Genomic DNA, 21838 nt, shown 5'->3' with positions numbered 1-21838 from the left:
CCATGTCCAACTATCTGCTGAAGCGTGTTTTGATGATGTTCCTGACCCTGTGGATCATTGTGACGCTTACCTTTTCATTGATGCATGCCATCCCGGGTAATCCGTTCGCATCCGAATCGGACCAACTGCCCGAGCAGATCCTCGCCAATTTGCGTGCGAAATACCACTTAGACGAACCATTGCCTGTTCAGTATTTCATGTATCTGAAAAATCTGGTGTCTCTTGATTTAGGACCTTCGATCAAGTCGGATTCGCGCAATGTGAATGATATGATCGCTGACGGTTTCAGCGCTTCGGCCTGGCTGGGCGGACAAGCCATTGTCGTCGCACTGATCTTCGGCGTGCTATTCGGAATTATTGCGGCGTTGAATCGCAACAGAGCGCTGGATTACATCGCCATGGCGCTGGCTGTTCTTGGTGTTGCTGTGCCGAGCTTTATTTTGGCGCCGCTTCTGATCAACTACCTGGCAATCAAGCTTCCGCTGTTTCCTGTCGCCACCTGGGGGACGTGGATGCATACCGTTCTGCCGTCACTCGCGCTGGCATTCGGTCCGATCGCGATTATCACCCGCTATATGCGTGCGAGCATGATTGAAGTAATGAATCAAAACTATATCCGCACGGCAGAGGCCAAAGGGATTCCGACTGTGCTGATTGTGATCAAGCACGGGATCCGCAACGCCATTTTGCCTGTCGTCACGTTTTTGGGACCGCTGATTGCTTCGTTGATCACGGGAACCTTTGTAGTCGAAAAAATCTTTGCGATCCCGGGTATTGGCAAGTATTTTGTAGATGGCATTTTTAACCGGGATTATCCCGTCATCCTGGGAACAACCATTTTTTACAGTGCGATTCTGATCGTCACGATCTTTTTGATCGATATCGCGTACAGTCTGATTGATCCGCGAATCAGGCTCACCAAGAAGGAGGGATGATGTATGGAGATGGATCAAAGAATAGACCCGCTGTTCCGCCCGTTGACCAAGGATAATCAGGCAGCACAGGTGATCACGCGGCCAAGTCTGAGCAATTGGCAGCAAGTAATCCGAAAATTGGTGAAAAACAAACTGGCTATGCTCGGGTTGTTCATCATCCTCTTTTTGGTCGTAATGGCATTGATCGGGCCTTTGCTTGTACCCTACAGCCACTCGGATCAAAGTCTGCTGGACCGCAACAAGGAAATTTCGGCGGAGCATTGGTTCGGTACCGATGAGCTCGGGCGTGACATGTTTGCCAGGACGTGGTACGGTGCACGAATTTCCTTGACGATCGGAGTGGTAGCTGCCCTGATCGACCTGGTGATCGGTGTGACGGTTGGCGGAATCGCCGGATACATGGCAGGACGAGGCAAAAAAGGGGATCGGATCGACAACCTGATCATGCGCGTCATTGAAATCCTGTACGGTCTGCCGTATCTGTTGGTCGTCATCCTTTTGATGGTCGTGATGGAGCCAGGGATCCTGACGATCATCATCGCCCTGTCTGCGACAGGCTGGGTGGGCATGGCGCGGCTGGTGCGCGGACAGATTCTGCAGTTGAAAAACCAGGAATTTATCATGGCCGCACAGGTTTTGGGAGCGAAGTTTTCCCGCATTTTGCTCAAGCATCTGATTCCCAACACATTTGGCGTGATTATCGTCAATCTGACGTTTACGATTCCCTCTGCGATTTTCGCGGAGTCCTTCCTCAGCTTTTTGGGACTGGGCGTTCAAGCGCCGGCAGCCAGCTGGGGGACGATGACCAACGATGCGATGGGCGTGATATTGACCGGTGACTGGTGGCGGCTCTTCTTCCCGGGGCTGATGATTTCGCTGACGATGTTTGCGTTTAACGTGTTTGGCGACGGCTTGCAGGACGCCCTTGACCCGCGTCTGCGCGATTAGAGAGTGGAGGGAGGAAGAGAAGATGAAAGAGCATTTGCTTTCGATTGAAAATTTAAAAGTGAACTTCAAAACCTATGGCGGTGAAGTACAAGCGGTTCGCGGCGTTACCTTCCACGTCGAAAAGGGAGAGACCGTCGCGATTGTCGGGGAGAGCGGCTGCGGCAAAAGTGTGACAGCCCAGGCCATCATGGGGCTGATTCCCAATCCTCCTGGCCGCATCGTCGATGGCAAGGTCGTATTCGAAGGGACCGAGATCAGCAAGCTTCCCAAGAAAGAATTGCTGGGGATTCGCGGTACACAGATCGGGATGGTGTTCCAGGATCCGATGACCGCTCTGAACCCGACGATGAAAGTTGGAGCTCAAATCGTAGAGGGCTTTGTTCGCAGCCAGAAGGTATCGCGTGAGGAAGCGAAAAAACGCGCGATTGAGATGCTTCGCCTTGTCGGGATTCCCGACCCGGAGCAACGCGTCGATCAGTATCCGCACCAGTTTAGCGGCGGGATGAGACAGCGCGTCGTCATTGCCATCGCCTTGGCTTGCAACCCGAAACTTGTCATCGCGGATGAGCCGACGACCGCATTGGACGTAACCATTCAGGCTCAGATTCTCGATCTGCTGAAACAATTGCAGGAGGAGCAAGAGCTGGCGGTCGTCATCATCACGCATGATCTCGGCGTCGTGGCAGAAATTGCGCACCGCATGGTCGTCATGTATGCAGGGATGGTTGTAGAGACGGGGACGGTTGAAGAGGTGTTCGCCAATCCGCGTCACCCGTACACGTGGGGCTTGATGCGCTCACTGCCGCGACTTGATGAGAGTGAAAAGCAGCGATTGGTTCCGATCGAGGGAGCGCCGCCAGATCTGTTCAACCCGCCTGCCGGTTGCGCCTTTGCCGCTCGATGCGATTTTGCGATGGAGATATGCAAGCAGCAGATGCCGCCTACCACAACGTTTGGCGAGGGACATGAAGCCGTATGCTGGCTGCATGACGAGCGAGCGCCGCGCATCGATGAATTGGTTGCAGCAGGGAGGCAGGATTCATGAGTGATGTATTGCTGGAAGTCCGGGATTTGAAGAAGCATTTTTCCATGTCCTCTGATTTTGTTTTAAAAGCGGTGGACGGCGTCTCCTTTTCCATCCGCAAGGGAGAGACGCTGGGACTGGTCGGCGAGAGCGGCTGCGGCAAATCCACGCTGGGCCGCACCCTGATCCGGCTATACGAAAATACGGACGGGGAAGTGTTGTACAAGGGGAAAAACGTGCATCAATTGCGGGGGAAAGAGGTCAATCAGTTCAATCGTGATGTCCAGATGATCTTTCAGGCCCCGCAGGCGAGCCTCAATCCGCGGATGACGGTTGAAGATATCGTAGCAGAAGGGTTGGATATCCACGGATTGGGCCGTGGGAAGAGACGTGAGCGTGTCGCGGAGCTGCTCGAACTGGTAGGGCTGCATAAGGATCATGCCCAGCGTTACCCGCATGAATTCAGCGGAGGACAGCGCCAGCGGATCGGCATCGCACGAGCTTTGGCTGTAGAGCCCGAGTTTATTATTGCCGACGAGCCAATTTCCGCGTTGGACGTGTCGATCCAGGCGCAGGTGGTCAATCTGCTGGAGGATTTGCAGCAGGAACGTGGTTTGACCTACCTGTTTATCGCCCATGATTTGTCGATGGTCAAGCATATTTCCAACCGGATCGGCGTGATGTACCTGGGGAAAATGGTGGAGATGGCTCCGAGCGGCGAATTGTACGCAGAACCGCTGCATCCGTATACTCGAGCGTTGCTCTCCTCGGTGCCAGTGCCGGATCCGACCATCAAGCGTGAGCGGATTGTCCTGCAGGGCGATTTGCCCAGCCCTGCAAACAAACCGAGCGGCTGCGGCTTTCGCACTCGCTGCCCATTGGCTGTTCCGCGATGTGCTGAGGCAGAGCCGATGTGGAAACAAGCGAAGCCGGATCATTGGGTAGCGTGTCATTTGCTGGACATGTAAGTGCGGGGTGCTTTTCAAGCGGACAAATGCATGTCAGGCCTGTCCATAATAAAGAAGCGTAAGACCGATGGAAAATAGGGTCAGCATGAGGCCCGCTTCGATCAAAAGGGATGTTCCTCTTCGGATGAACATCTCCTTTTTGCGTTGGAAAGACGGATCTTCCATTTGGAACAGGTCATCCTGGAGAATGCGCGGCTTGCGAAAGAATATTTGCTTTAGCTCGCGAAATCCCTTGGTGAACACGGTAAGGAAACCAGATCGCATGACGATTGTGAAACCACCTGCGATGAGGAGGAATAGACCAAGCAAAAAGCTTTGATTGATCACACGAAGAACGATGTGGGTGGGGGCTGCATACCCGACGGCCACGCAGGAAAGTAGTGTGATGACAAGCCAGTAGGGAATTCTTTTCTTCATGGATTCAGACACATCCTTGCGAGAATGGGCGTGACAATGAAAACTGCCATCTTGACTGTACAGCAAAAGCACAACATTGCCAATGATCTTTCTTAGCCAGCACAAAGTGAACAAACCCCTCCATGCCCATCTGCAGCAGGGCGTTGAAGGGGTTCGGGATCGGCTCGATTTCTTAATAGGGCTGCCATCGAAGTTTTCTCGCTTGCCCAAAACGCTCTTCCACATAAGGCCAATTGACCAGATTCCACCACGCCTTCACATAGTCGGGCCGCTTCTCTTTATACGTAAGAAAATAGGAGTGTTCCCAGACATCGAGCGGCAAGAGCGGGATGACGTCCCATTGTGACAGGTTTTGGTGTTTTTCCGCCGTCAAAATTTCCAAGCGCAAGGAGCGGGGAGACCAGACGAGAATCGCCCAGCCGGGTCCTTCCACCTTTTCGGCCGCATGGGTAAAATGCGCCTGAAAGGCAGGGAAGGAGCCGAAATAACGATCGATGGCTTGCGCCAAGTCTCCTGACGGTTCGCCTCCGCCCTGGGGACTCATCGTAGACCAGAATAACGTGTGCAGGTAATGGCCTGCTCCGTTGAATGCCAATTCCCGCTCCCAATGCCGAACCAGATCGAAATCTTGATTGGCGCGGGCCTCCGCCAATTTGAGTTCGGCCTTGTTCAGATCGTCTACGTACTTCCGGTGCAGTTTTTCGTGATGAATCCGCATGGTCTCCTCGTCGATATGCGGTTCCAGCGCATCATACGCATAGGGCAGCGGTGGTAGCGTGTGGCCACCCAAAGGGACAGGACGAGCTACTGGGACACGCTCCCGCGATGGGCTTGGCTGTGGCCGAGTCTCCCGGACGGGTTCGAAGACCGGTGGTGGCGATGTGTCCTGGACAGACTCCAAGACAGGGCGTTGCTGCACATAGTCGGCTGGTTGCATGGCAGGGCGGTTGGCCGCTTGATCGAATGCACCATTGACGTGCGCGTCTCCGTCAGGCTCCTGTTGATGGACAAGACGTAAAAACTGATGAAATTGCTCCTGAATTTTATGTGCCTGTGAGACCAAAATTGGCAATTCGTTGATATCGATTGTCTGACCTAATCGCGAAGCCTTTTTTCCGATATTCGTGAAAGACTCGTCGAATTTGTGGAGATGACGCTCCAACTCACGGTTGAGCGGCTTGTTCTTGCGCAGTTGTTCGATCCACTGCCGCCCCCACTGGCTCCAGTCCAGCAGTTGCCTCGTTTGATCTTCCACTCTGATCCCTCCTGCAGATGCACATCTCACCTTCAAGGTATGACATTTGCCCAGAGAAGGTGCGGCATTCGCGGAGTGCAAGAAATTTCAAGCCCGCATATGGTAGTAGCACAAAGGCAGGAAGTGGTATGCTGTTCATTATTCACGACAACAGGGGAGACACAGCATGCATAGAGATCAAGTAATTGCCATTATTGATTCAGGAGTAGGCGGACTTACAGTAGCCAAGGAAGTGCTTCGCCAACTGCCGCATGAGAAGATCCTGTACGTGGGGGACAATGCGCGTTGCCCCTACGGTTCCAAAACGCCGGAGGAAATTCGTGCCTGCAGCTTTCAAATGATTGATTACGTCGCACGGACACCCTTGAAGGCACTCGTCATTGCCTGCAATACTGCTACAGCCGTAGTGCTCGAGGAGGCTCAGGCTTATCTGCCGCATCCGGTGATCGGGGTGATTGAGCCGGGAGCCAGAGCGGCGGTAAGAGAGTCCAAGACAGGAAGGATTGGCGTGATCGGGACGGAGACGACGATCCGTACCCAGGCTTATGAACGGGCGTTGCTGCGGATCCAACCGGAGCTGTACGTCCGCGGTTTGGCGTGCCCGGGATTTGTTCCTTTGGTGGAAAATCATCTGGCACAGACCGAGGAAGCGTACCGAATCGTAAAAGAAACGCTGCAGCCGCTGCTTGCAGAAGAGCTGGATACCTTGATATTGGGATGTACGCATTACCCGCTGCTCGCACCGCTCATTCAGGAGGTCATGGGCAACAAGGTCCGTTTGATCAACTCCGCAGAGGAGACGGCCCGCGAGCTGGCGGAGCAAATTTTCCCCGCCAGGGCCAAGACTGGGGATCAATCGGGAGAGCGCATGCCCGAGCCTGTTTTTGTCACCAGCGGGGATGCCGAGATGTTTCGTTTGATCGCCGAAGAGTGGCTGGATCGTCCCGTGACGGTCGAGCATCACTCGCTTGCCGGCAGCTTTCAACCCTAAAACAGCGTTATCTCCAGCCGCGACTTTGTACGACATTCTACGCATAAACCCAAGCCCTGCTCGTATACATGGTAGTACAAAGTGTCTGGAGGAGGCTGGATGAGATGAAGATACAACGCATGGGCAAAATGACGGCCGTGCTGGGAGTAAGTGCAATCCTGCTTTCGGGCTGCGGTCTCTTTGGCCCGGAGAAGGAAGTGAGCAGCATCGATGCACCTCCGTTGTCGGAGGTGACGGTAGAATTGCCTGGTGCTGCGACGGATGCCGACGATTCGCTGGCAGTCCAAGGGCCGGAGGGTGTACAGGAAACGTGGGAGCGAACCGTTTATCTGGCTGACGCCAATGGGTATGTCGTCCCTGTTTCCCTCTCGCTGCCCAAAGTGGAGGGACCTGCAAAACAGGTTTTGAGCTACATGGTCAAAGGCGGTCCCGTCGAAAGCATGCTCAACAGCGGCTTTTCTGCGATCTTGCCAGAGGGAACGCAGGTCAAAGGGCTTCTCATCAAGGATGGCGTCGCCACGGTCGATTTTTCCAAGGAGTTCAAAACTTATGAGGAAAAGGATGAGAAGCGCATCCTGAATGCGGTCACCCGCGCCTTGACGGAATTCGGCAATGTGAAGACCGTCCAGATCTGGATCAATGGCACACCGCTCAAGGAGATGCCAGCCGCAAGCACGCCCATCACCCAACTTGACCGTCAGCTCGGCGTGAATCTGGAATTGGCGGAAGGAGCAGTCCCCGGAAACACCACTTCCGTCACAGTCTACTTCCAGGGGCAGCTGGATGATGCCCGGACGTATTTCGTCCCTGTCACCCGTTTGATCCCGACCACACAAAATGTAGCGAAAGCAACGGTAGAGGAGCTGATCAAGGGGCCGAAGCAGGATTCTCAGCTTTTCAGCTCGTTGTTGCGCACTACCAAAGTGCTGGACGTCAAACAGGAGAAGGATCTGGTCACTGTCAACCTCAGCGGCGACATCCTGAAGTATGACGACGGCAAGGACGCCAGTCCCGATGCCCTGGAGTCGCTCGTTCTGTCGCTGACAGAGAGCACAGGTGCCAAGCAGGTGCAACTGCTGGTCGAGGGCAAGCCGCTCACCAGTGATGTCCATGATTTTTCCAAGCCGGTTGCGCGTCCCGTCCATGTCAATTCGATGAGCTTCTAATCTACATGAGAAGATTCGACCACGCCTGTGGCTTCGCAGCGCGTGGTTTTCTTTTTGAATGTTTGCCCCTCCACCCAGATGGCGCGGCCCAGAATCAGGGACGTGATGGTTACGAAGGCGCCGGCTGCAAAACCTACGATGCGTGGTTCTGCGAAGGCGAGAATCCATCCTCCTGCGAGCATGGAAAGCCCGAGCAGTACGTTGGAGAATGTTTCATCTAAAGCGAATACGCGGCCGAGGTTCCTGGCGTGGACATGCTTCATCAGCAACGTGCGCAGACAAGCGTTCCCCATCCCGCCTGCGACCGTGGACAGGGCGTAAAAAAGCGCGGTAACGTACAGCGTGGGAGAAAAGCTGGTAAGCAAAAAAGCCAGCCCCTCAATGGCAAAGCTGAGAGCTGCCACCTCATAGGGTCTTTTATGAAAAAACTCCGCGATCAATCCCCCGACGATAAAGCCCGCGCCAATCGCGCCGTACAAAAGCCCGATTCCCCATTTTCCGGCATCGAAGACCTGGTAGGCATAGACGCTGATCAGCACGTTGAAAAATCCGCCGCCAATGGGCCACATCGCGGTCATGAGCAAAATGGCGAGCACGATCGGCGTGCGCATGATCATGTGAAGCAGCTCGCGATAAGAAATCGCCCCTTTGCCTGCCTCCTGATCCGCGACAGGAGCAGCTTTTTCTTCCTGCTCCGTCTGGTTGGGAACGGTCAGCCGCATCAGCACCCAACCCGAGAAGAGAAAAGAAAAAGAATTGAAAACAAAGGCTACTTCGTTACCCCACATCGCCACGAAAACCCCGCCGATCAAGGAGCCGACCGCCATGACAGTCCCGTAGATGGTCTGGTCCAGCGCATTGGCAGCTGCCAATTCCTCGCGGCTGACGATTTGCGGCAGAATCGACAGCCTGGAGGGGTTGTAGAGACTGGAAAACATGACGAGCAAAAAAGTGGCAGCATAGACGATCCAGACATCGCTCGCGGAGGAAATCAGGAGAAAGGAGAGGGCGATGACAGCGCGAGCCAGATCACAGACAATCATCACCGTCTTGCGGTTGAAGCGGTCTGCCAGGATGCCGCCGAGCGGACCGAAGATTAGGTGAGGCAGGGTGCGCAAGGCAAGAGTAATGCCGACTGCCATCGCCGTCCCGGTCACTTCCAGCAAAAGGCTGAGTACAGCTACACTGTTGAACCAGTCACCAATTCCGCTGAAAAAATTGGCGGTAAGCAGCCGCCTAAGGTTTGGTTTTTTTACAAGTGCCAAGGTCTTCATCTATCATCATCCTTTAATTAGATAAAAATCTAATTAGATAATATTTGAATTCGAAGCACTGCACAAGGTCCTTTTTTAAAATCGCTATTTTTGTCCACGCGAATTTTGGCAATAGTCCCACATCCGACAGAGCGGTCATGTTTACTGGCAGAGCGTTTCCTGCCTCTGGTATAATGGGCTGAGTATGAAAGCATGTAGGGGGAACTTGAGATGAGAATAGACAGCCGAGCAAATGACCAATTGCGCCCGGTAACGATTACGCGCCATTACATCAAACATGCGGAGGGGTCTTGCCTGATCGAGATCGGGGACACCAAGGTGATCTGCACGGCGACAATAGAGGATCGGGTACCGCCGTTTATGCGCAATGGAGGGAAGGGCTGGATTACCGCCGAATATTCCATGCTTCCCAGGGCGACAGCAACCCGCAACCCGCGGGAATCGTCCAGAGGAAAAGTCGGAGGTCGCACGATGGAGATCCAGCGGTTGATCGGCCGTGCCCTGCGTTCCGTCGTTCATCTGGAAGGAATGGGAGAGCGGACGATCTGGCTGGATTGCGATGTGATTCAGGCAGACGGCGGCACGCGCACGGCTTCCATTACCGGGGCGTATGTAGCAATGGTAGATGCCATGAATAAGCTGGTCGAGAGTGGAGTCTGGAAGCAGTTGCCGCTCCATGATTTTCTTGCGGCGACATCCGTCGGGGTCGTCGGAGAGGATTCGGTGCTTGATCTGAATTATAAAGAAGACTCGACAGCTACGGTCGATATGAATGTGGTGATGACCGGAGCAGGCAAATTCGTCGAGCTGCAGGGGACAGGGGAAGACGCTCCTTTTTCACCGGAGCAATTGCAAGAGATGCTTGCCTTGGCGAAGAACGGCATTGATCAGTTGATTACGATTCAAAAGCAAGCCTTGTCCGACGTGACTCTTCCTTTTGCCAACAAAGAGCTGGGCGAATCCGATACGCTTGTAGGTGAGAGCCATGTCTGAATCAAGACAAATCGTCCTTGCGACACGCAATCAGGGGAAAGTGAAAGAATTCAACAAGCTGTTTGCCTCCCTTGGCTGGGAAGGCATTAGTCTGGCGGCATTTGACGATGTGCCTGAAGTGATCGAAGACGGGGATACGTTTGAAGCCAATGCCATCAAGAAAGCCGTCACGATTTCTACATACTTGAACCTTCCCGCGGTTGGCGACGACTCGGGACTGGAGGTAGATGCCCTGGATGGACGTCCGGGTGTCTACTCAGCCCGTTATGCCGGGGAGACGGCGACTGACGAGGAAAACTGGAAAAAACTTCTGCACGAGCTGGACGGTGTGCCACAAGAGAAGCGGACGGCGCGGTTTCGCTGTACGCTGGCCCTCGTGGAACCAGGAGGTCAGCCGCTGATCGCGACAGGCTCCTGCGAGGGAATCATCGCCACGCAGCCGGCTGGCACCAATGGATTCGGCTATGATCCGGTGTTTTATTTGCCTGAAAAGCAGAAGATGATGGCTGAGCTCAGCGCGGAGGAGAAAAACCAGATCAGCCACCGGGCGATGGCCATGCAGGAATTGCTGCGTCTACTGCAAGAGAACAGGTAGTCAGCAAGATATATGATAGAAGAAACGGGAGTGGGAGCGATGGGCATTCTGGTCATGAGCGACAGTCACGGACTTGTGCGGGAAGTGGAGCAGGTAGTGAAGCGGCATTCTGTCGATCGTATCTTTCACTGCGGTGATTTTTGCGTCGATCATACACGCCCGCCTTTTTCCGGTATGAAGCTGGTACGCGGCAATTGCGACACGACCAAAGCTGTAGCGACCGAAGCGCTGTCAAAATGGCGCGACCTGACTATCCTGCAGACACACGGACATCTGTTCGGCGTCAAAAGTTCTCTCTTGCGCCTGCACTATCGGGCAGAGGAGACGGGAGCCAATGTCGTATTGTTCGGACACTCCCATCTGCCTGTTTGCGGCGTCGAGCGCGGCATCCTGTTCGTCAATCCCGGCAGTCTGCAGATGCCGCGCGGTTTTGATGTGCCGACCTATGCGTTGATCGAGCAGAATGAAGCTTCTGCGGAAAAGGTAGAGGTGTCCGTCACTTTCTATGATGTTCGGGGGAATCTCGTAACGCAATTGGGAGGCAATTATTCTCTGCGGCGCTGATCCGTTGGTCAGGTTGAAAATGAAAAGATTTATGCTATACTGGAATGGTTATAATGACTAGAATATGATCGCCCGAGTTTTGTAAGCAAAATTTTGCAAGGCTGGCGGTGTTTTCGTGGATCCAATCTAGGAGGGGAAGTTTACGTGGCAGCAAATTGGGAAAAGGTAGAGAATAACCAGGGAGTCCTGACGGTTGAAGTAGATGCTTCGCAAGTAGATGCGGCATTGGATCAAGCGTTTAAAAAAGTCGTGCAAAAAGTGCAAGTTCCAGGATTCCGCAAAGGAAAAGTTCCACGCAAGATGTTTGAAGCGCGCTTTGGCGTAGAGTCGCTGTATCAAGATGCGCTGGATATCCTCTTGCCAACCGCTTACGGACAAGCAGTACAAGAAACTGGGATCGAGCCAGTTGACCGTCCAGAAGTAGACGTAGAGCAAATGGAGCAAGGCAAATCTCTGATCTTCAAGGCTACAGTAACGGTGAAACCGGAAGTGAAGCTGGGCGACTACAAAAACCTGACGATCGAACCAAAAGAATTCGAGGTAACCGAAGAAAGCCTGGACGCAGAATTGAAACGCATGCAAGAGCGTCATGCTGAGCTGGTAACCATCGAAGAAGGCGTTGCTGAGAACGGCGATCAAGCCATCATCGATTTTGAAGGTTTCCAGGACGGTGTCGCATTTGAAGGCGGCAAAGCAGAAGACTATTCGCTGGAGCTGGGTACCGGCACATTCATCGCTGGTTTTGAAGAGCAAGTAGTGGGTATGACTTTGGGCGAAGAAAAAGACATCACTGTCACTTTCCCAGAAGAGTACCACTCTCCAAACCTCGCTGGAAAAGAAGCGGTATTCAAAGTGAAGCTGAATGGCCTGAAGCGCAAAAACCTGCCTGCTTTGGATGACGAGTTCGCAAAAGACGTCAGCGAGTTCGACACGCTGGAAGAGCTGAAAGCAGATACCAAAAAGAAACTGGAAGAAAAAGCAGCACAAGAGAAAGATCAATACATCCGTGAACAGCTTGTACTGAAAGCTGCTGAAAATGCAGAAATCGACCTGCCTGCTGTTATGGTAGAGCATGAGCTGGATCAAATGGTGAGCGAATTTGGTCAACGCCTGCAATACCAAGGCATGACGCTGGAGCTGTACTATCAATTCTCCGGCATGGATGAGAGCCAACTGCGCGATCAACTGCGTGCAGACGCTACTTCCCGTGTGCGTACTTCCCTGACTTTGGAAGCAATCGGCAAAGCAGAGAACATCGTGGCAAATGACGAAGATGTAGACGCAGAACTCGAGAAGCTGGCAGCTATGTATGGCCGCCCTGCTGATGAGCTGCGCAAAATCTTCTCTGCTCAAGACGGCCTGGTTGCTCTCAAGCGCGATGTTCAAACTCGCAAAACTGTCGATTTCTTGGTTGCAGAAAACAAAGTAAGTGCATAAACTTAGAGGAACGCATGAATAGCCAGTGGTCAGGCTACGCCTCACTCTGGCATGGCGGATGACAAGGCACGATTTCTCGTGCCTTGTTTTTCCAACTGGGTAATCCTTTTGGCAAAGGAGGAACATACATATGCTGATTCCTATGGTGATTGAGCAGACGAATCGAGGCGAACGTTCCTACGATATCTACTCGCGCCTCTTGAAAGACCGGATTATCCTTTTGGGGACCGAGATTGATGACGAAGTTGCCAATCTTGTTGTCGCCCAACTGTTGTTTTTGCAGGCTGAGGATCCGGACAAAGACATCTCCCTATACATAAACTCTCCCGGCGGTTCTGTCACGGCAGGAATGGCCATTTTTGACACGATGCAGTATATCAAGCCAGATGTCTCGACGATTTGTGTAGGCATGGCTGCCAGCATGGGTGCATTCCTGTTGGCGGCTGGCGCAAAAGGGAAGCGATTTGCCCTCCCGAACAGCGAAGTCATGATTCATCAGCCGCTGGGCGGTGTGCGCGGACAGGCAGAAGACATACGGATTCACGCCGACTGGATTTTGAAAACCAAGCGGCAGTTGAATGAAATTTTGTCGGAACGGACAGGACAGCCATATGAGCGCGTGGAAGCAGATACGGATCGCGACAATTTTATGAGTGCCGAAGAAGCCAAAGCCTACGGATTGATTGACGCTATTATTGAACGCAAAAACTGACCTGTTGTGAGGTGACGCGCATGTTTAAGTTTAATGACGACAAGGGCCAACTGAAGTGCTCCTTCTGCGGCAAGTCCCAGGAACAGGTGCGCAAGCTGGTAGCCGGTCCCGGTGTATACATTTGTGACGAGTGTATCGAGTTGTGCAACGAGATTGTGCAGGAAGAACTGGGCACTGAAGAAGAAGTCGATATGAAAGAGATTCCGAAGCCGATCGAAATCCGCAAAATCCTGGACGATTATGTCATTGGTCAGGATCTGGCGAAAAAGTCGCTGTCGGTTGCGGTATATAATCACTACAAGCGGATCAACTCCGGTGCGAAGATCGAGGATGTGGAACTGCAAAAGTCCAACATCATGCTGATCGGTCCGACCGGTAGCGGGAAGACGCTCTTGGCGCAAACACTGGCCCGCATTCTCAACGTGCCATTTGCCATCGCAGACGCTACCTCTTTGACAGAGGCTGGCTATGTAGGTGAGGATGTGGAGAATATCCTGCTGAAGCTGATTCAGGCTGCAGACTACGATGTGGAAAAAGCGGAAAAAGGCATTATCTACATCGATGAGATCGACAAGGTAGCGCGCAAGTCGGAAAATCCGTCCATCACGCGCGATGTATCCGGTGAAGGAGTACAGCAAGCCCTGTTGAAAATTCTCGAGGGTACGGTTGCCAGCGTGCCGCCACAAGGTGGACGCAAGCATCCGCACCAGGAATTCATCCAGATCGATACGTCCAATATCCTGTTTATATGCGGCGGAGCTTTTGATGGCATTGAGCAGATCATCAAACGCCGTCTGGGCAAAAAGGTGATCGGATTTGGCAGCGATCTGAACGAAGGCATCAAGGGCGATCTGAAAGCAGGCGAATACCTGAAATACGTTCTGCCGGAAGACCTGCTGCGCTTTGGTTTGATCCCGGAATTCGTCGGCCGTTTGCCGGTTCTGGCAACACTGGAGCCGTTGGATGAGGACACCCTGATCCGCATCCTGACCGAGCCGAAAAACTCTTTGGTGAAGCAGTACCAAAAATTGCTGAGCCTCGATGGCGTCGAACTGGAGTTCGATACAGGCGCATTGCTGCAAATCGCCAAAGAAGCAATCAAGCGCAACACCGGCGCTCGCGGCCTGCGTGCCATCATCGAGCAAATCATGCTGGACATGATGTACGAACTGCCGTCGCGTGACGACGTAAGCAAGTGCGTCATCACTGAGGAAACCGTTCGCGACAAGGTACAGCCGCAGTTGATGACCAAAGAAGGAGAAAACGCTCGTTCCGAAACGGCGTAATTGTATCGTGAATGTAGAGAGGCTATTCCATTGAGGAGTAGCCTCTTTTTTCTTGAAATGGAGCCGTAGAGGGGAGAAGGGGATTTCCATGCTTCGCTTTCCTCTTCGTCCTGCAAGGGTGCCGGGACTGTCCGCTCCGCAGTGATTGGCGGGGAATCGCAAAAGCAGCCAGCACTTCGAAGTCTGCGCAGGGTTGCGATTCTTTTTCCCGCCAATCTCTGCTCCGCTAGGCTGGACTACGCCATAAGCTGCGCCTGGAAATCCCCTTCTCCGTGTAATAAACCCATTGAGGATAAAAGACCGTGATCGCAAGTCTAAGGTGGTTTATGAAATGAAGCCGTAGAAATGACCAGAATTGGAGTCCATTTTGTTTCTGGTCTTTATTCCTGGAAAAGGAGAAGTAGTTGCTAGGTTAAGGCACTGTACTTCCGAATAGCAAAGTGATTTCCAAGATGTTTTGCCAACAGCCCCTGCTTTCAAACGCTCGAAGACCGCGTCGTACCTGGAGAAGAAGATTTCCAGACCAGCTCCTTGCGAAGTCCGACCCAGCGGAGCGAGGAGAGGCGGGAAAAAGGACCGCAACCCTGTATCACTTCAGTGAGTTGGCTGCTTTTGCGGTTCCCCGCCACTCCTCGCAGAGCGGACAGTTTCCGCTTCCTTGCGGGACGCAGAACGGAGTGCAGACTGGAAATCTTCTTCTCCCGCCTACAGCCCATTCCAAGGAGCTTTTAAGAGTGCTGTGTCCCCGCCACTCCTCGCGGAGCGGACAGTTCCCGCTTCCTTGCAGGACGCAGAACGGAGCGCAGACTGGAAATCTTCTTCTCCTCCTACGGCACCATTTCAAGGAGCCTACACAAGCCTGGTAACAACAGGAAGCATGGTTTACCTCCCCCTGCAAGCGGCAATACTACTTGGTAAAGCTTATAGATGTTTCCTGGGATGAATAGCTGCCAGAATCGTATGGGAGGGATTCAGATGAACTATACAACGTTAGTCATTGCCGTAATTGAAGTGATTGTCGGGATCGTGATCGGAACGTATTTTTGGAACCTCTTGCGCGCACAAAGAAGTACGAAGAACTCCTCGGAAAAAGAATCGAAAAAGGACTTGGATTCCCTGCGCCGCTTGCGCATGATCGCATTGACGGAGCCCCTCTCGGAAAAAACACGGCCTGCAAAGCTGGAAGAGATCGTCGGCCAGGAGGATGGATTGCGCGCGCTGCGTGCCGCATTATGCGGCCCCAATCCCCAGCATGTGATCATCTACGGCCCTCCAGGAGTGGGAAAGACGGCAGCAGCCCGCGTCGTTTTGGAAGAAGCCAAAAGAAACCACTTATCCCCTTTTACAGCAGACGCGAAGTTTATCGAGATTGATGCGACGATTGCCCGTTTTGACGAACGGGGGATTGCCGATCCATTGATTGGCTCCGTGCATGACCCCATCTACCAAGGAGCTGGCTCGCTTGGTCAGGCGGGTGTTCCTCAGCCAAAGCCCGGGGCAGTCACCAAAGCCCACGGCGGAATGCTTTTTCTCGACGAAATCGGGGAACTTCACCCGGTGCAAATGAATAAACTGCTCAAGGTTTTGGAAGATCGCAAGGTAATGCTGGAGAGCGCGTATTACAGTGAGGAAAATACACAGATCCCTTCCCATATCCACGACGTGTTCAAATACGGCTTGCCTGCTGACTTCCGTCTGGTCGGAGCGACGACTCGTTTGCCGGACGAATTGCCAGCGGCGCTGCGTTCCCGCTGCCTGGAGATTTTTTTCCGCCCGTTAAAAGCGGCTGAGATCGGCAGCATTGTAAGGACGGCTGTGCCGAAAATGGAGATGACCATCATGGACGACGCCGTCTCCGTTATCGAACGCTACGCGACGAACGGACGCGAGGCAATCAACACCTTGCAGATTGCGGCTGGGATTGCCCTGACAGAAGAAAGAAAAGTGATCCAGGCATCTGATGTGGAATGGGTGATGCACAGCAGTCAGAAATCACCCCGCATGGAAAAGCAGGTGCATGACCAGCCGCAGGTGGGACTGGTCAACGGACTTGCGGTATACGGTCCCAATATGGGCAGTGTCATGGAATTGGAAGTGACAGCCTCTCTTGCAGCCGCAAAAGGCCAAGGCCGGGTAGCCATGACCGGGATGGCAGAGGAAGAAGAAATGGGCAGCAGAAGCCGGACAATCCGCCGCAAATCGATGGCCAAAGGCTCCATCGAAAACGTGCTGACCGTTCTGCATCGCATGGGCGTGCAACCGTATGATTACGATCTGCACATCAATTTTCCCGGCGGTGTACCCGTCGATGGACCTTCTGCCGGGATTACCATCGCGACGGCGATCTACTCCGCCATCCGGGAAGTGCCGGTGGATAACCTGCTGGCGATGACGGGTGAAGTCAGCATCCACGGAAAAGTAAAACCAGTCGGCGGCGTGGTAGCCAAGGCAGAAGCGGCACGTCTGGCTGGAGCGACACGGGTCCTGATCCCGGAAGAGAATTGGCAGTCCATTTTTGCCGAGATGAAGGGAATCGAGATCATCCCCGTATCTACCGTGTCACAAGTGCTGGAACTTGCTGTCCTTGAAGAGAAGCTGCCGGAAACAGAAGAAGCTGGATTTACCTTGCAGTTGCCGGCAGAAGAATTGGCTTCCTCTCCGATGTCCCTGTAACAGTCGAGTGCGCTTGCGGATTAGACATCAGATTGCGTTTGCGCTACAATGGAAAAAAGCTTGATACGAGGGCGCTGCCTATATCAAAAAGCTGGATGGACCGGCGTCTCTCGTGTCGGCGGGTTGTATGTTCGACGATCAAAAACGGCTGTCGGAGCCGTTTTTGCGTGTTAACTGAATCTTTAATCAAGGGAACAACTAAGGAGAGGTGCATAAGTTTTGGCTGAACGTTCCGGTAACCGAGAATTACCGCTTCTCCCGTTGCGAGGATTGCTAGTGTATCCAACGATGGTACTCCATCTCGATGTTGGGCGGGAAAAGTCCATTCGTGCATTGGAGCAAGCGATGGTGGATGACAACAAAATCCTGTTGGCAACGCAGGAAGAGGTCCACATAGAAGAACCGAGTGCGGAACAAATCTACAAGATTGGTACCGTGGCTCGCGTCAAGCAGATGCTGAAACTGCCAAACGGCACGATTCGTGTCCTGGTGGAAGGTCTGCAGCGCGCCAAAATCGAGGAGTACCTGCAGACGGACGACTACTTCATTGTCTCCGTTACATATCTGGAGGAAGAAAACGCAGAAGAGAATGAAGTCGAAGCCCTGATGCGATCTGTCCTCAACCACTTCGAGCAGTATATCAAACTGTCCAAAAAAGTGACCCCAGAGACTTTGACCTCCGTCTCTGACATCGAGGAGCCGGGCAGACTGGCTGATGTGATTGCCTCCCATCTTCCGCTGAAAATGAAGGATAAGCAGGAGATCCTGGAGACGGTCAACATCCAGGAGCGCCTGGAGATCCTGTTGACGATCCTCAACAACGAGCGCGAGGTATTGGAGCTGGAGCGCAAGATCGGCAACCGCGTGAAAAAACAGATGGAGCGCACACAAAAAGAATACTACCTGCGCGAACAGATGAAAGCGATCCAGAAAGAACTGGGAGATCGTGACGGACGCCAGGGTGAAGTAGACGAACTGCGCGCACAGCTTGAAAAATCCGACGCGCCTGAACGGATCAAAACAAAGATCGAAAAAGAGCTGGATCGTCTGGAGAAAATGCCGTCCACCTCTGCGGAAGGCTCGGTGATTCGCACCTATATCGACACCTTGCTGGCTTTGCCGTGGACCAAAACGACCGAAGACAATCTGGACATCGCCCATGCGGAAAAGGTGTTGGATGAGGATCACTACGGATTGGAAAAGCCAAAAGAACGCGTGCTGGAATATCTGGCTGTCCAAAAGCTGGTCAATTCCATGCGCGGTCCGATTCTTTGTCTGGTAGGTCCTCCGGGGGTAGGGAAAACGTCCCTGGCTCGCTCCGTTGCCCGTGCATTGGGACGGGAATTCGTCCGCATCTCGCTTGGCGGCGTTCGGGACGAAGCGGAGATTCGCGGTCATCGCCGTACCTACGTCGGTGCATTGCCTGGACGGATCATCCAGGGAATGAAGCAGGCTGGCACGATCAATCCAGTCTTCCTGCTCGACGAGATCGACAAGCTGGCTTCTGATTTTCGCGGCGACCCGGCCTCCGCTTTGCTGGAAGTGCTGGACCCGAATCAGAACGACAAGTTTTCCGATCATTATATTGAAGAAACATACGACCTGACCAATGTCATGTTTATTACGACGGCAAACAGCCTACATACCATCCCGCGTCCGTTGCTGGACCGGATGGAAGTCATCTCGATCGCAGGCTATACCGAACTGGAGAAGCTGAACATCCTGCGCGGCTACCTGCTCCCCAAACAAATGGAGGATCATGGTCTTGGCAAGGATAAGCTGCAGGTTAACGAAGACGCCATGCTCAAACTGGTTCGCCAGTACACGCGCGAAGCTGGGGTGCGCAATCTCAATCGGGAAGCAGCCAACATTTGTCGCAAGGCAGCCAAACTGATCGTCAGCGGCGAGAAAAAACGCGTCGTGGTCACCGCAAAGACCCTTGAGACCCTCGTGGGAAAACCGCGCTATCGCTACGGCTTGGCGGAGAAGAAGGATCAGATCGGTTCCGTGACGGGATTGGCCTGGACGCAGGCAGGGGGAGATACCCTGAATGTCGAGGTAAGCATACTTCCCGGCAAAGGCAAACTGACGCTGACCGGACAACTCGGCGACGTGATGAAAGAATCGGCCCAGGCTGCCTTCAGTTACATCCGTTCCCGCTCCAAGGAGTGGGGCATCGATCCCGATTTCCACGAGAAGAACGACATTCATATCCATGTTCCGGAGGGTGCGATTCCCAAAGACGGTCCATCCGCGGGAATTACGATGGCGACAGCCTTGGTGTCTGCCTTGACACAAATCCCGGTGAAAAAAGAAGTCGGGATGACTGGGGAGATCACCTTGCGCGGTCGTGTGCTGCCGATTGGTGGTTTGAAGGAAAAATCCATGTCTGCCCATCGTGCGGGTCTGACAACGATCGTTATGCCGAAGGATAACGAAAAAGACATTGATGATATCCCGGAAAGTGTCCGCAATGAGCTGACCTTCTATCCAGTAGAGCATCTGGATGAAGTGCTTCGCTACGCTTTGACCAGACAGCCAGAAGGTGGCCAGTCATGAAGGTAACCTCATCGGAGTTTGTCATCAGTGCTGTTGGTCCGAAGCAATACCCGGAGGACGGTCTGCCCGAAGTTGCCCTGGTGGGCCGTTCCAATGTAGGGAAATCGTCATTATTGAATAAAATGATGAATCGCAAGGGGTTGGCACGCATCAGTTCGCGGCCAGGCAAAACCCAGACGCTGAACTATTTCCGCGTCAATCAGATGCTATATTTCGTTGATTTTCCAGGATATGGATACGCGAAGGTAGCCAAGACGATCAAGGAACAATGGGGAAAAATGATCGAAGGCTACTTGAAAAACCGCGAACAGCTTCGTTTCGTCATCCAATTGGTGGATATCCGCCATGCACCGAGCAAGGATGACGTCGCCATGTACGAATGGTGCAAGCAAATCGGCATTCCCACCGTCGTCGTCGCGACAAAAGGAGACAAGATCGCCCGTGGACGCTGGATGCAGCATCTCAAGGTGATTCGCCAGGATTTGAACCTGCGCGGAGATGATTCCATCATTGTTTTCTCCTCCGAGACCGGTCAAGGAAAAGACGAGCTGTGGGGAGAAATCATGCGGCGTTTGCGCGCGGCAAACGATCAGCCAGATACCGACAATCCTTCATAACCCAAACCATGAGGCAGGGGGATGTCTTCCGTGAGCGAGCATGCGCGTTTTGCTATTACGGGGGTAATCGAGGGCTTCTACGGACCGCCCTGGACCCATCAGGAGCGCTTGGACATGATTGGTTTTTTGGGGAGCTGCGGGTTTAATACCTACATTTACTCTCCAAAAGAAGATTCGAGCTTGCGGGATCGCTGGATGCAGCCACATTCGCAGCAGGAGCTGGACCAGTTCCGCGAATGGGCAGATGCCGCGTCCAAGCAAGGGATTTCTTTCGTCTATGCGATCAGTCCCGGCTTTGGCATGGAGTACGCCAGCAAAACCCATTTACAGGTATTGAAGGACAAGTTCTACTCGCTGTATAGACAGGGCGTGCGCCAGTTTGCTCTTTTATACGATGACATCCCGCTGCAGTTGATGCATGAAGGGGATCAAGCAGCGTTTTCCCATTTGGCTGAAGCTCATGTCGCGACAGCCAGATGGATCTGGGAGGAGATCAATGCCTGGCCAGAGACGAAGAAGCTGCTGGTCTGTCCGACCCAGTACTGCGGTATGGGGGACGAACCGTATATCACTTATCTGGGGCGCCATCTGCCGCGGTCCGTCGAATTGTTCTGGACGGGCCGCTTTGTCTGTTCCCCTTATCTGACGAGCCAGGATGCCATGCGCTTTTTGACCTACACCCAGTGTTGTCCGCTCTACTGGGACAACTATCCGGTGAATGATCTGGCGATGGCCAATGAGCTTCATATCGGTCCATTGCGCAATCGCGACCATGACCTGGGCAACTACGCTGCCGGATACGTCGCGAATGCCATGTCTTCGTCCGAGGCTTCCAAAATCCCGTTGATGACGGCTGCCGAGTATCTGCAAAATCCGCAAGGCTATCTGGCAGACGCAGCATGGGACAGGGCGATTGAGGCAGTAGTCGGGAGGAAACACGCTGCTGCCTTTCGCCGATTTGCCGAGCATGTGCAGGGGTCCTTTCTGCATGACAGGGAGTCGCCTGAATTGCTCGAGGCATTCTTGCAGTTTCGCTTTCATTTTTTACAGGGAAACAGGCGGGATGCGCTGCGGCAGTTGCAGGATCTTTTCTTAGAAATGGAGATGACGGCTGACGAGCTGCTGAACGGCCTTGAAAATCGCAAGCTGCTTGCAGAATGCCGTCCGTGGATCGAAAAGTATCGCCTTTGGGGAATGGTCGGGCAAGCGGCCGTCTCGTTGATCGATGCGGGGACCGAGGGGAAAATGGCTCAGGCTGCCTATCATCTGCTGAAGCTGAAGAAACTGGTCAAACGCGCGGAGGCGATGCCGCAAAAGGTATGCGGCAATGTGATGAGCATGTTTGTCGACAGCGTGCTGCAGGAAGTCAAAAAGGGCAGGCAATAGAAAAGGTTCCTACCTGTTGAGGTGGGAACCTTTCTTCC

At 53.3% G+C, this 21838-nt stretch carries 19 protein-coding genes; 16 read left to right on the top strand and 3 right to left on the bottom strand.

Annotation, left to right across the window (positions count from 1 at the left end; translation table 11 throughout):
* Positions 1-2 precede the first annotated feature (2 nt).
* Genes T458_RS34265 through T458_RS34250 form a run of 4 tightly spaced genes read left to right on the top strand, consistent with a single transcriptional unit; the run spans position 3 to position 3875 of the window.
* Positions 3-935, top strand: a complete 933-nt coding sequence (locus T458_RS34265) for an ABC transporter permease (RefSeq protein WP_023555039.1) — start codon at positions 3-5, stop codon at positions 933-935.
* Positions 936-938: 3 nt separating this feature from the next.
* Complete coding sequence (locus T458_RS34260) at positions 939-1883, top strand: ABC transporter permease (RefSeq protein ID WP_023555038.1); 945 nt, start codon at positions 939-941, stop codon at positions 1881-1883.
* A 22-nt stretch (positions 1884-1905) separates the two neighbouring features.
* Positions 1906-2928 carry an ABC transporter ATP-binding protein gene (locus T458_RS34255; protein WP_023555037.1) on the top strand — a complete coding sequence of 341 codons (1023 nt, stop codon included), beginning with the start codon at positions 1906-1908 and terminating at the stop codon, positions 2926-2928.
* Positions 2925-3875, top strand: coding sequence for an ABC transporter ATP-binding protein (locus T458_RS34250; protein ID WP_023555036.1), 951 nt, complete (start codon positions 2925-2927; stop codon positions 3873-3875). Before T458_RS34255 ends, T458_RS34250 begins: the two co-directional genes overlap by 4 nt.
* Positions 3876-3908: 33 nt before the next feature.
* Here T458_RS34250 and T458_RS57115 read toward each other — a convergent pair whose 3' ends face one another.
* Together T458_RS57115 and T458_RS34245 are read right to left on the bottom strand one after the other, a co-directional pair.
* The gene (locus tag T458_RS57115; protein WP_031305422.1) at positions 3909-4292 is read right to left on the bottom strand and encodes a DUF3899 domain-containing protein; all 384 of its coding nucleotides are present in this window, start codon (positions 4290-4292) and stop codon (positions 3909-3911) included.
* Positions 4293-4464: 172 nt separating this feature from the next.
* Positions 4465-5547 (bottom strand): superoxide dismutase, encoded by a 1083-nt coding sequence (locus T458_RS34245; RefSeq protein WP_023555034.1) that lies wholly within the window; start codon positions 5545-5547, stop codon positions 4465-4467.
* A 166-nt stretch (positions 5548-5713) separates the two neighbouring features.
* Here T458_RS34245 and racE point away from each other — a divergent pair, with 166 nt between their 5' ends.
* Together racE and T458_RS34235 are read left to right on the top strand one after the other, a co-directional pair.
* On the top strand, positions 5714-6538 hold the full coding sequence (gene racE, locus T458_RS34240) for a glutamate racemase (RefSeq protein ID WP_023555033.1): 825 nt from the start codon (positions 5714-5716) through the stop codon (positions 6536-6538).
* Positions 6539-6642: 104 nt separating this feature from the next.
* Positions 6643-7704, top strand: a complete 1062-nt coding sequence (locus T458_RS34235) for a GerMN domain-containing protein (protein ID WP_023555032.1) — start codon at positions 6643-6645, stop codon at positions 7702-7704.
* On the opposite strand, the gene T458_RS34230 is transcribed toward T458_RS34235, so the two are convergent.
* Positions 7701-8978, bottom strand: coding sequence for an MFS transporter (locus T458_RS34230; RefSeq protein WP_023555031.1), 1278 nt, complete (start codon positions 8976-8978; stop codon positions 7701-7703). The genes T458_RS34235 and T458_RS34230 overlap by 4 nt on opposite strands.
* A gap of 210 nt (positions 8979-9188) precedes the next feature.
* Between T458_RS34230 and rph the strand changes: the two genes are divergently transcribed.
* From rph to T458_RS34180, 10 genes are all read left to right on the top strand, one after another.
* Complete coding sequence (rph, locus tag T458_RS34225; RefSeq protein WP_023555030.1) at positions 9189-9971, top strand: ribonuclease PH; 783 nt, start codon at positions 9189-9191, stop codon at positions 9969-9971.
* Positions 9964-10566, top strand: a complete 603-nt coding sequence (locus T458_RS34220) for an XTP/dITP diphosphatase (RefSeq protein WP_023555029.1) — start codon at positions 9964-9966, stop codon at positions 10564-10566. The genes rph and T458_RS34220 overlap by 8 nt, the downstream gene beginning before the upstream one ends.
* A gap of 39 nt (positions 10567-10605) precedes the next feature.
* A complete protein-coding gene (locus T458_RS34215) occupies positions 10606-11130 on the top strand; it encodes a metallophosphoesterase family protein (protein WP_023555028.1) in 525 nt (174 codons plus the stop codon).
* Positions 11131-11274: 144 nt separating this feature from the next.
* On the top strand, positions 11275-12567 hold the full coding sequence (tig, locus tag T458_RS34210) for a trigger factor (RefSeq protein ID WP_023555027.1): 1293 nt from the start codon (positions 11275-11277) through the stop codon (positions 12565-12567).
* 130 nt (positions 12568-12697) lie between these two features.
* On the top strand, positions 12698-13279 hold the full coding sequence (gene clpP / locus T458_RS34205) for an ATP-dependent Clp endopeptidase proteolytic subunit ClpP (RefSeq protein WP_023555026.1): 582 nt from the start codon (positions 12698-12700) through the stop codon (positions 13277-13279).
* Between the two features lie 20 nt (positions 13280-13299).
* Positions 13300-14565 carry an ATP-dependent protease ATP-binding subunit ClpX gene (gene clpX, locus T458_RS34200; protein ID WP_023555025.1) on the top strand — a complete coding sequence of 422 codons (1266 nt, stop codon included), beginning with the start codon at positions 13300-13302 and terminating at the stop codon, positions 14563-14565.
* A 975-nt stretch (positions 14566-15540) separates the two neighbouring features.
* On the top strand, positions 15541-17238 hold the full coding sequence (lonB, locus tag T458_RS34195; RefSeq protein ID WP_023555024.1) for an ATP-dependent protease LonB: 1698 nt from the start codon (positions 15541-15543) through the stop codon (positions 17236-17238).
* A gap of 219 nt (positions 17239-17457) precedes the next feature.
* Positions 17458-19797: an endopeptidase La gene (gene lon, locus T458_RS34190; protein ID WP_023555023.1), complete on the top strand. Its 2340-nt coding sequence runs from the start codon at positions 17458-17460 to the stop codon at positions 19795-19797.
* Positions 19794-20414, top strand: a complete 621-nt coding sequence (gene yihA / locus T458_RS34185) for a ribosome biogenesis GTP-binding protein YihA/YsxC (RefSeq protein ID WP_023555022.1) — start codon at positions 19794-19796, stop codon at positions 20412-20414. The genes lon and yihA overlap by 4 nt, the downstream gene beginning before the upstream one ends.
* A gap of 30 nt (positions 20415-20444) precedes the next feature.
* On the top strand, positions 20445-21800 hold the full coding sequence (locus tag T458_RS34180) for a protein O-GlcNAcase (RefSeq protein WP_035316072.1): 1356 nt from the start codon (positions 20445-20447) through the stop codon (positions 21798-21800).
* Positions 21801-21838 lie beyond the last annotated feature (38 nt).

This window comes from Brevibacillus panacihumi W25 (assembly GCF_000503775.1).
Lineage (GTDB): Bacteria > Bacillota > Bacilli > Brevibacillales > Brevibacillaceae > Brevibacillus > Brevibacillus panacihumi_A.
This window is presented reverse-complemented; position numbering and strand designations above follow the sequence as displayed.

Bases quoted from the DNA above. Each gene is read 5' to 3' on its own strand.
- T458_RS34265 (WP_023555039.1), top strand. From the start codon at position 3: ATGTCCAACTATCTGCTGAAGCGTGTTTTGATGATGTTCCTGACCCTG.
- T458_RS34260 (WP_023555038.1), top strand. From the start codon at position 939: ATGGAGATGGATCAAAGAATAGACCCGCTGTTCCGCCCGTTGACCAAG.
- T458_RS34255 (WP_023555037.1), top strand. From the start codon at position 1,906: ATGAAAGAGCATTTGCTTTCGATTGAAAATTTAAAAGTGAACTTCAAA.
- T458_RS34250 (WP_023555036.1), top strand. From the start codon at position 2,925: ATGAGTGATGTATTGCTGGAAGTCCGGGATTTGAAGAAGCATTTTTCC.
- T458_RS57115 (WP_031305422.1), bottom strand. From the start codon at position 4,292: ATGAAGAAAAGAATTCCCTACTGGCTTGTCATCACACTACTTTCCTGC.
- racE (WP_023555033.1), top strand. From the start codon at position 5,714: ATGCATAGAGATCAAGTAATTGCCATTATTGATTCAGGAGTAGGCGGA.
- T458_RS34235 (WP_023555032.1), top strand. From the start codon at position 6,643: ATGAAGATACAACGCATGGGCAAAATGACGGCCGTGCTGGGAGTAAGT.
- T458_RS34230 (WP_023555031.1), bottom strand. From the start codon at position 8,978: ATGAAGACCTTGGCACTTGTAAAAAAACCAAACCTTAGGCGGCTGCTT.
- rph (WP_023555030.1), top strand. From the start codon at position 9,189: ATGAGAATAGACAGCCGAGCAAATGACCAATTGCGCCCGGTAACGATT.
- T458_RS34220 (WP_023555029.1), top strand. From the start codon at position 9,964: ATGTCTGAATCAAGACAAATCGTCCTTGCGACACGCAATCAGGGGAAA.
- T458_RS34215 (WP_023555028.1), top strand. From the start codon at position 10,606: ATGGGCATTCTGGTCATGAGCGACAGTCACGGACTTGTGCGGGAAGTG.
- clpP (WP_023555026.1), top strand. From the start codon at position 12,698: ATGCTGATTCCTATGGTGATTGAGCAGACGAATCGAGGCGAACGTTCC.
- clpX (WP_023555025.1), top strand. From the start codon at position 13,300: ATGTTTAAGTTTAATGACGACAAGGGCCAACTGAAGTGCTCCTTCTGC.
- lonB (WP_023555024.1), top strand. From the start codon at position 15,541: ATGAACTATACAACGTTAGTCATTGCCGTAATTGAAGTGATTGTCGGG.
- yihA (WP_023555022.1), top strand. From the start codon at position 19,794: ATGAAGGTAACCTCATCGGAGTTTGTCATCAGTGCTGTTGGTCCGAAG.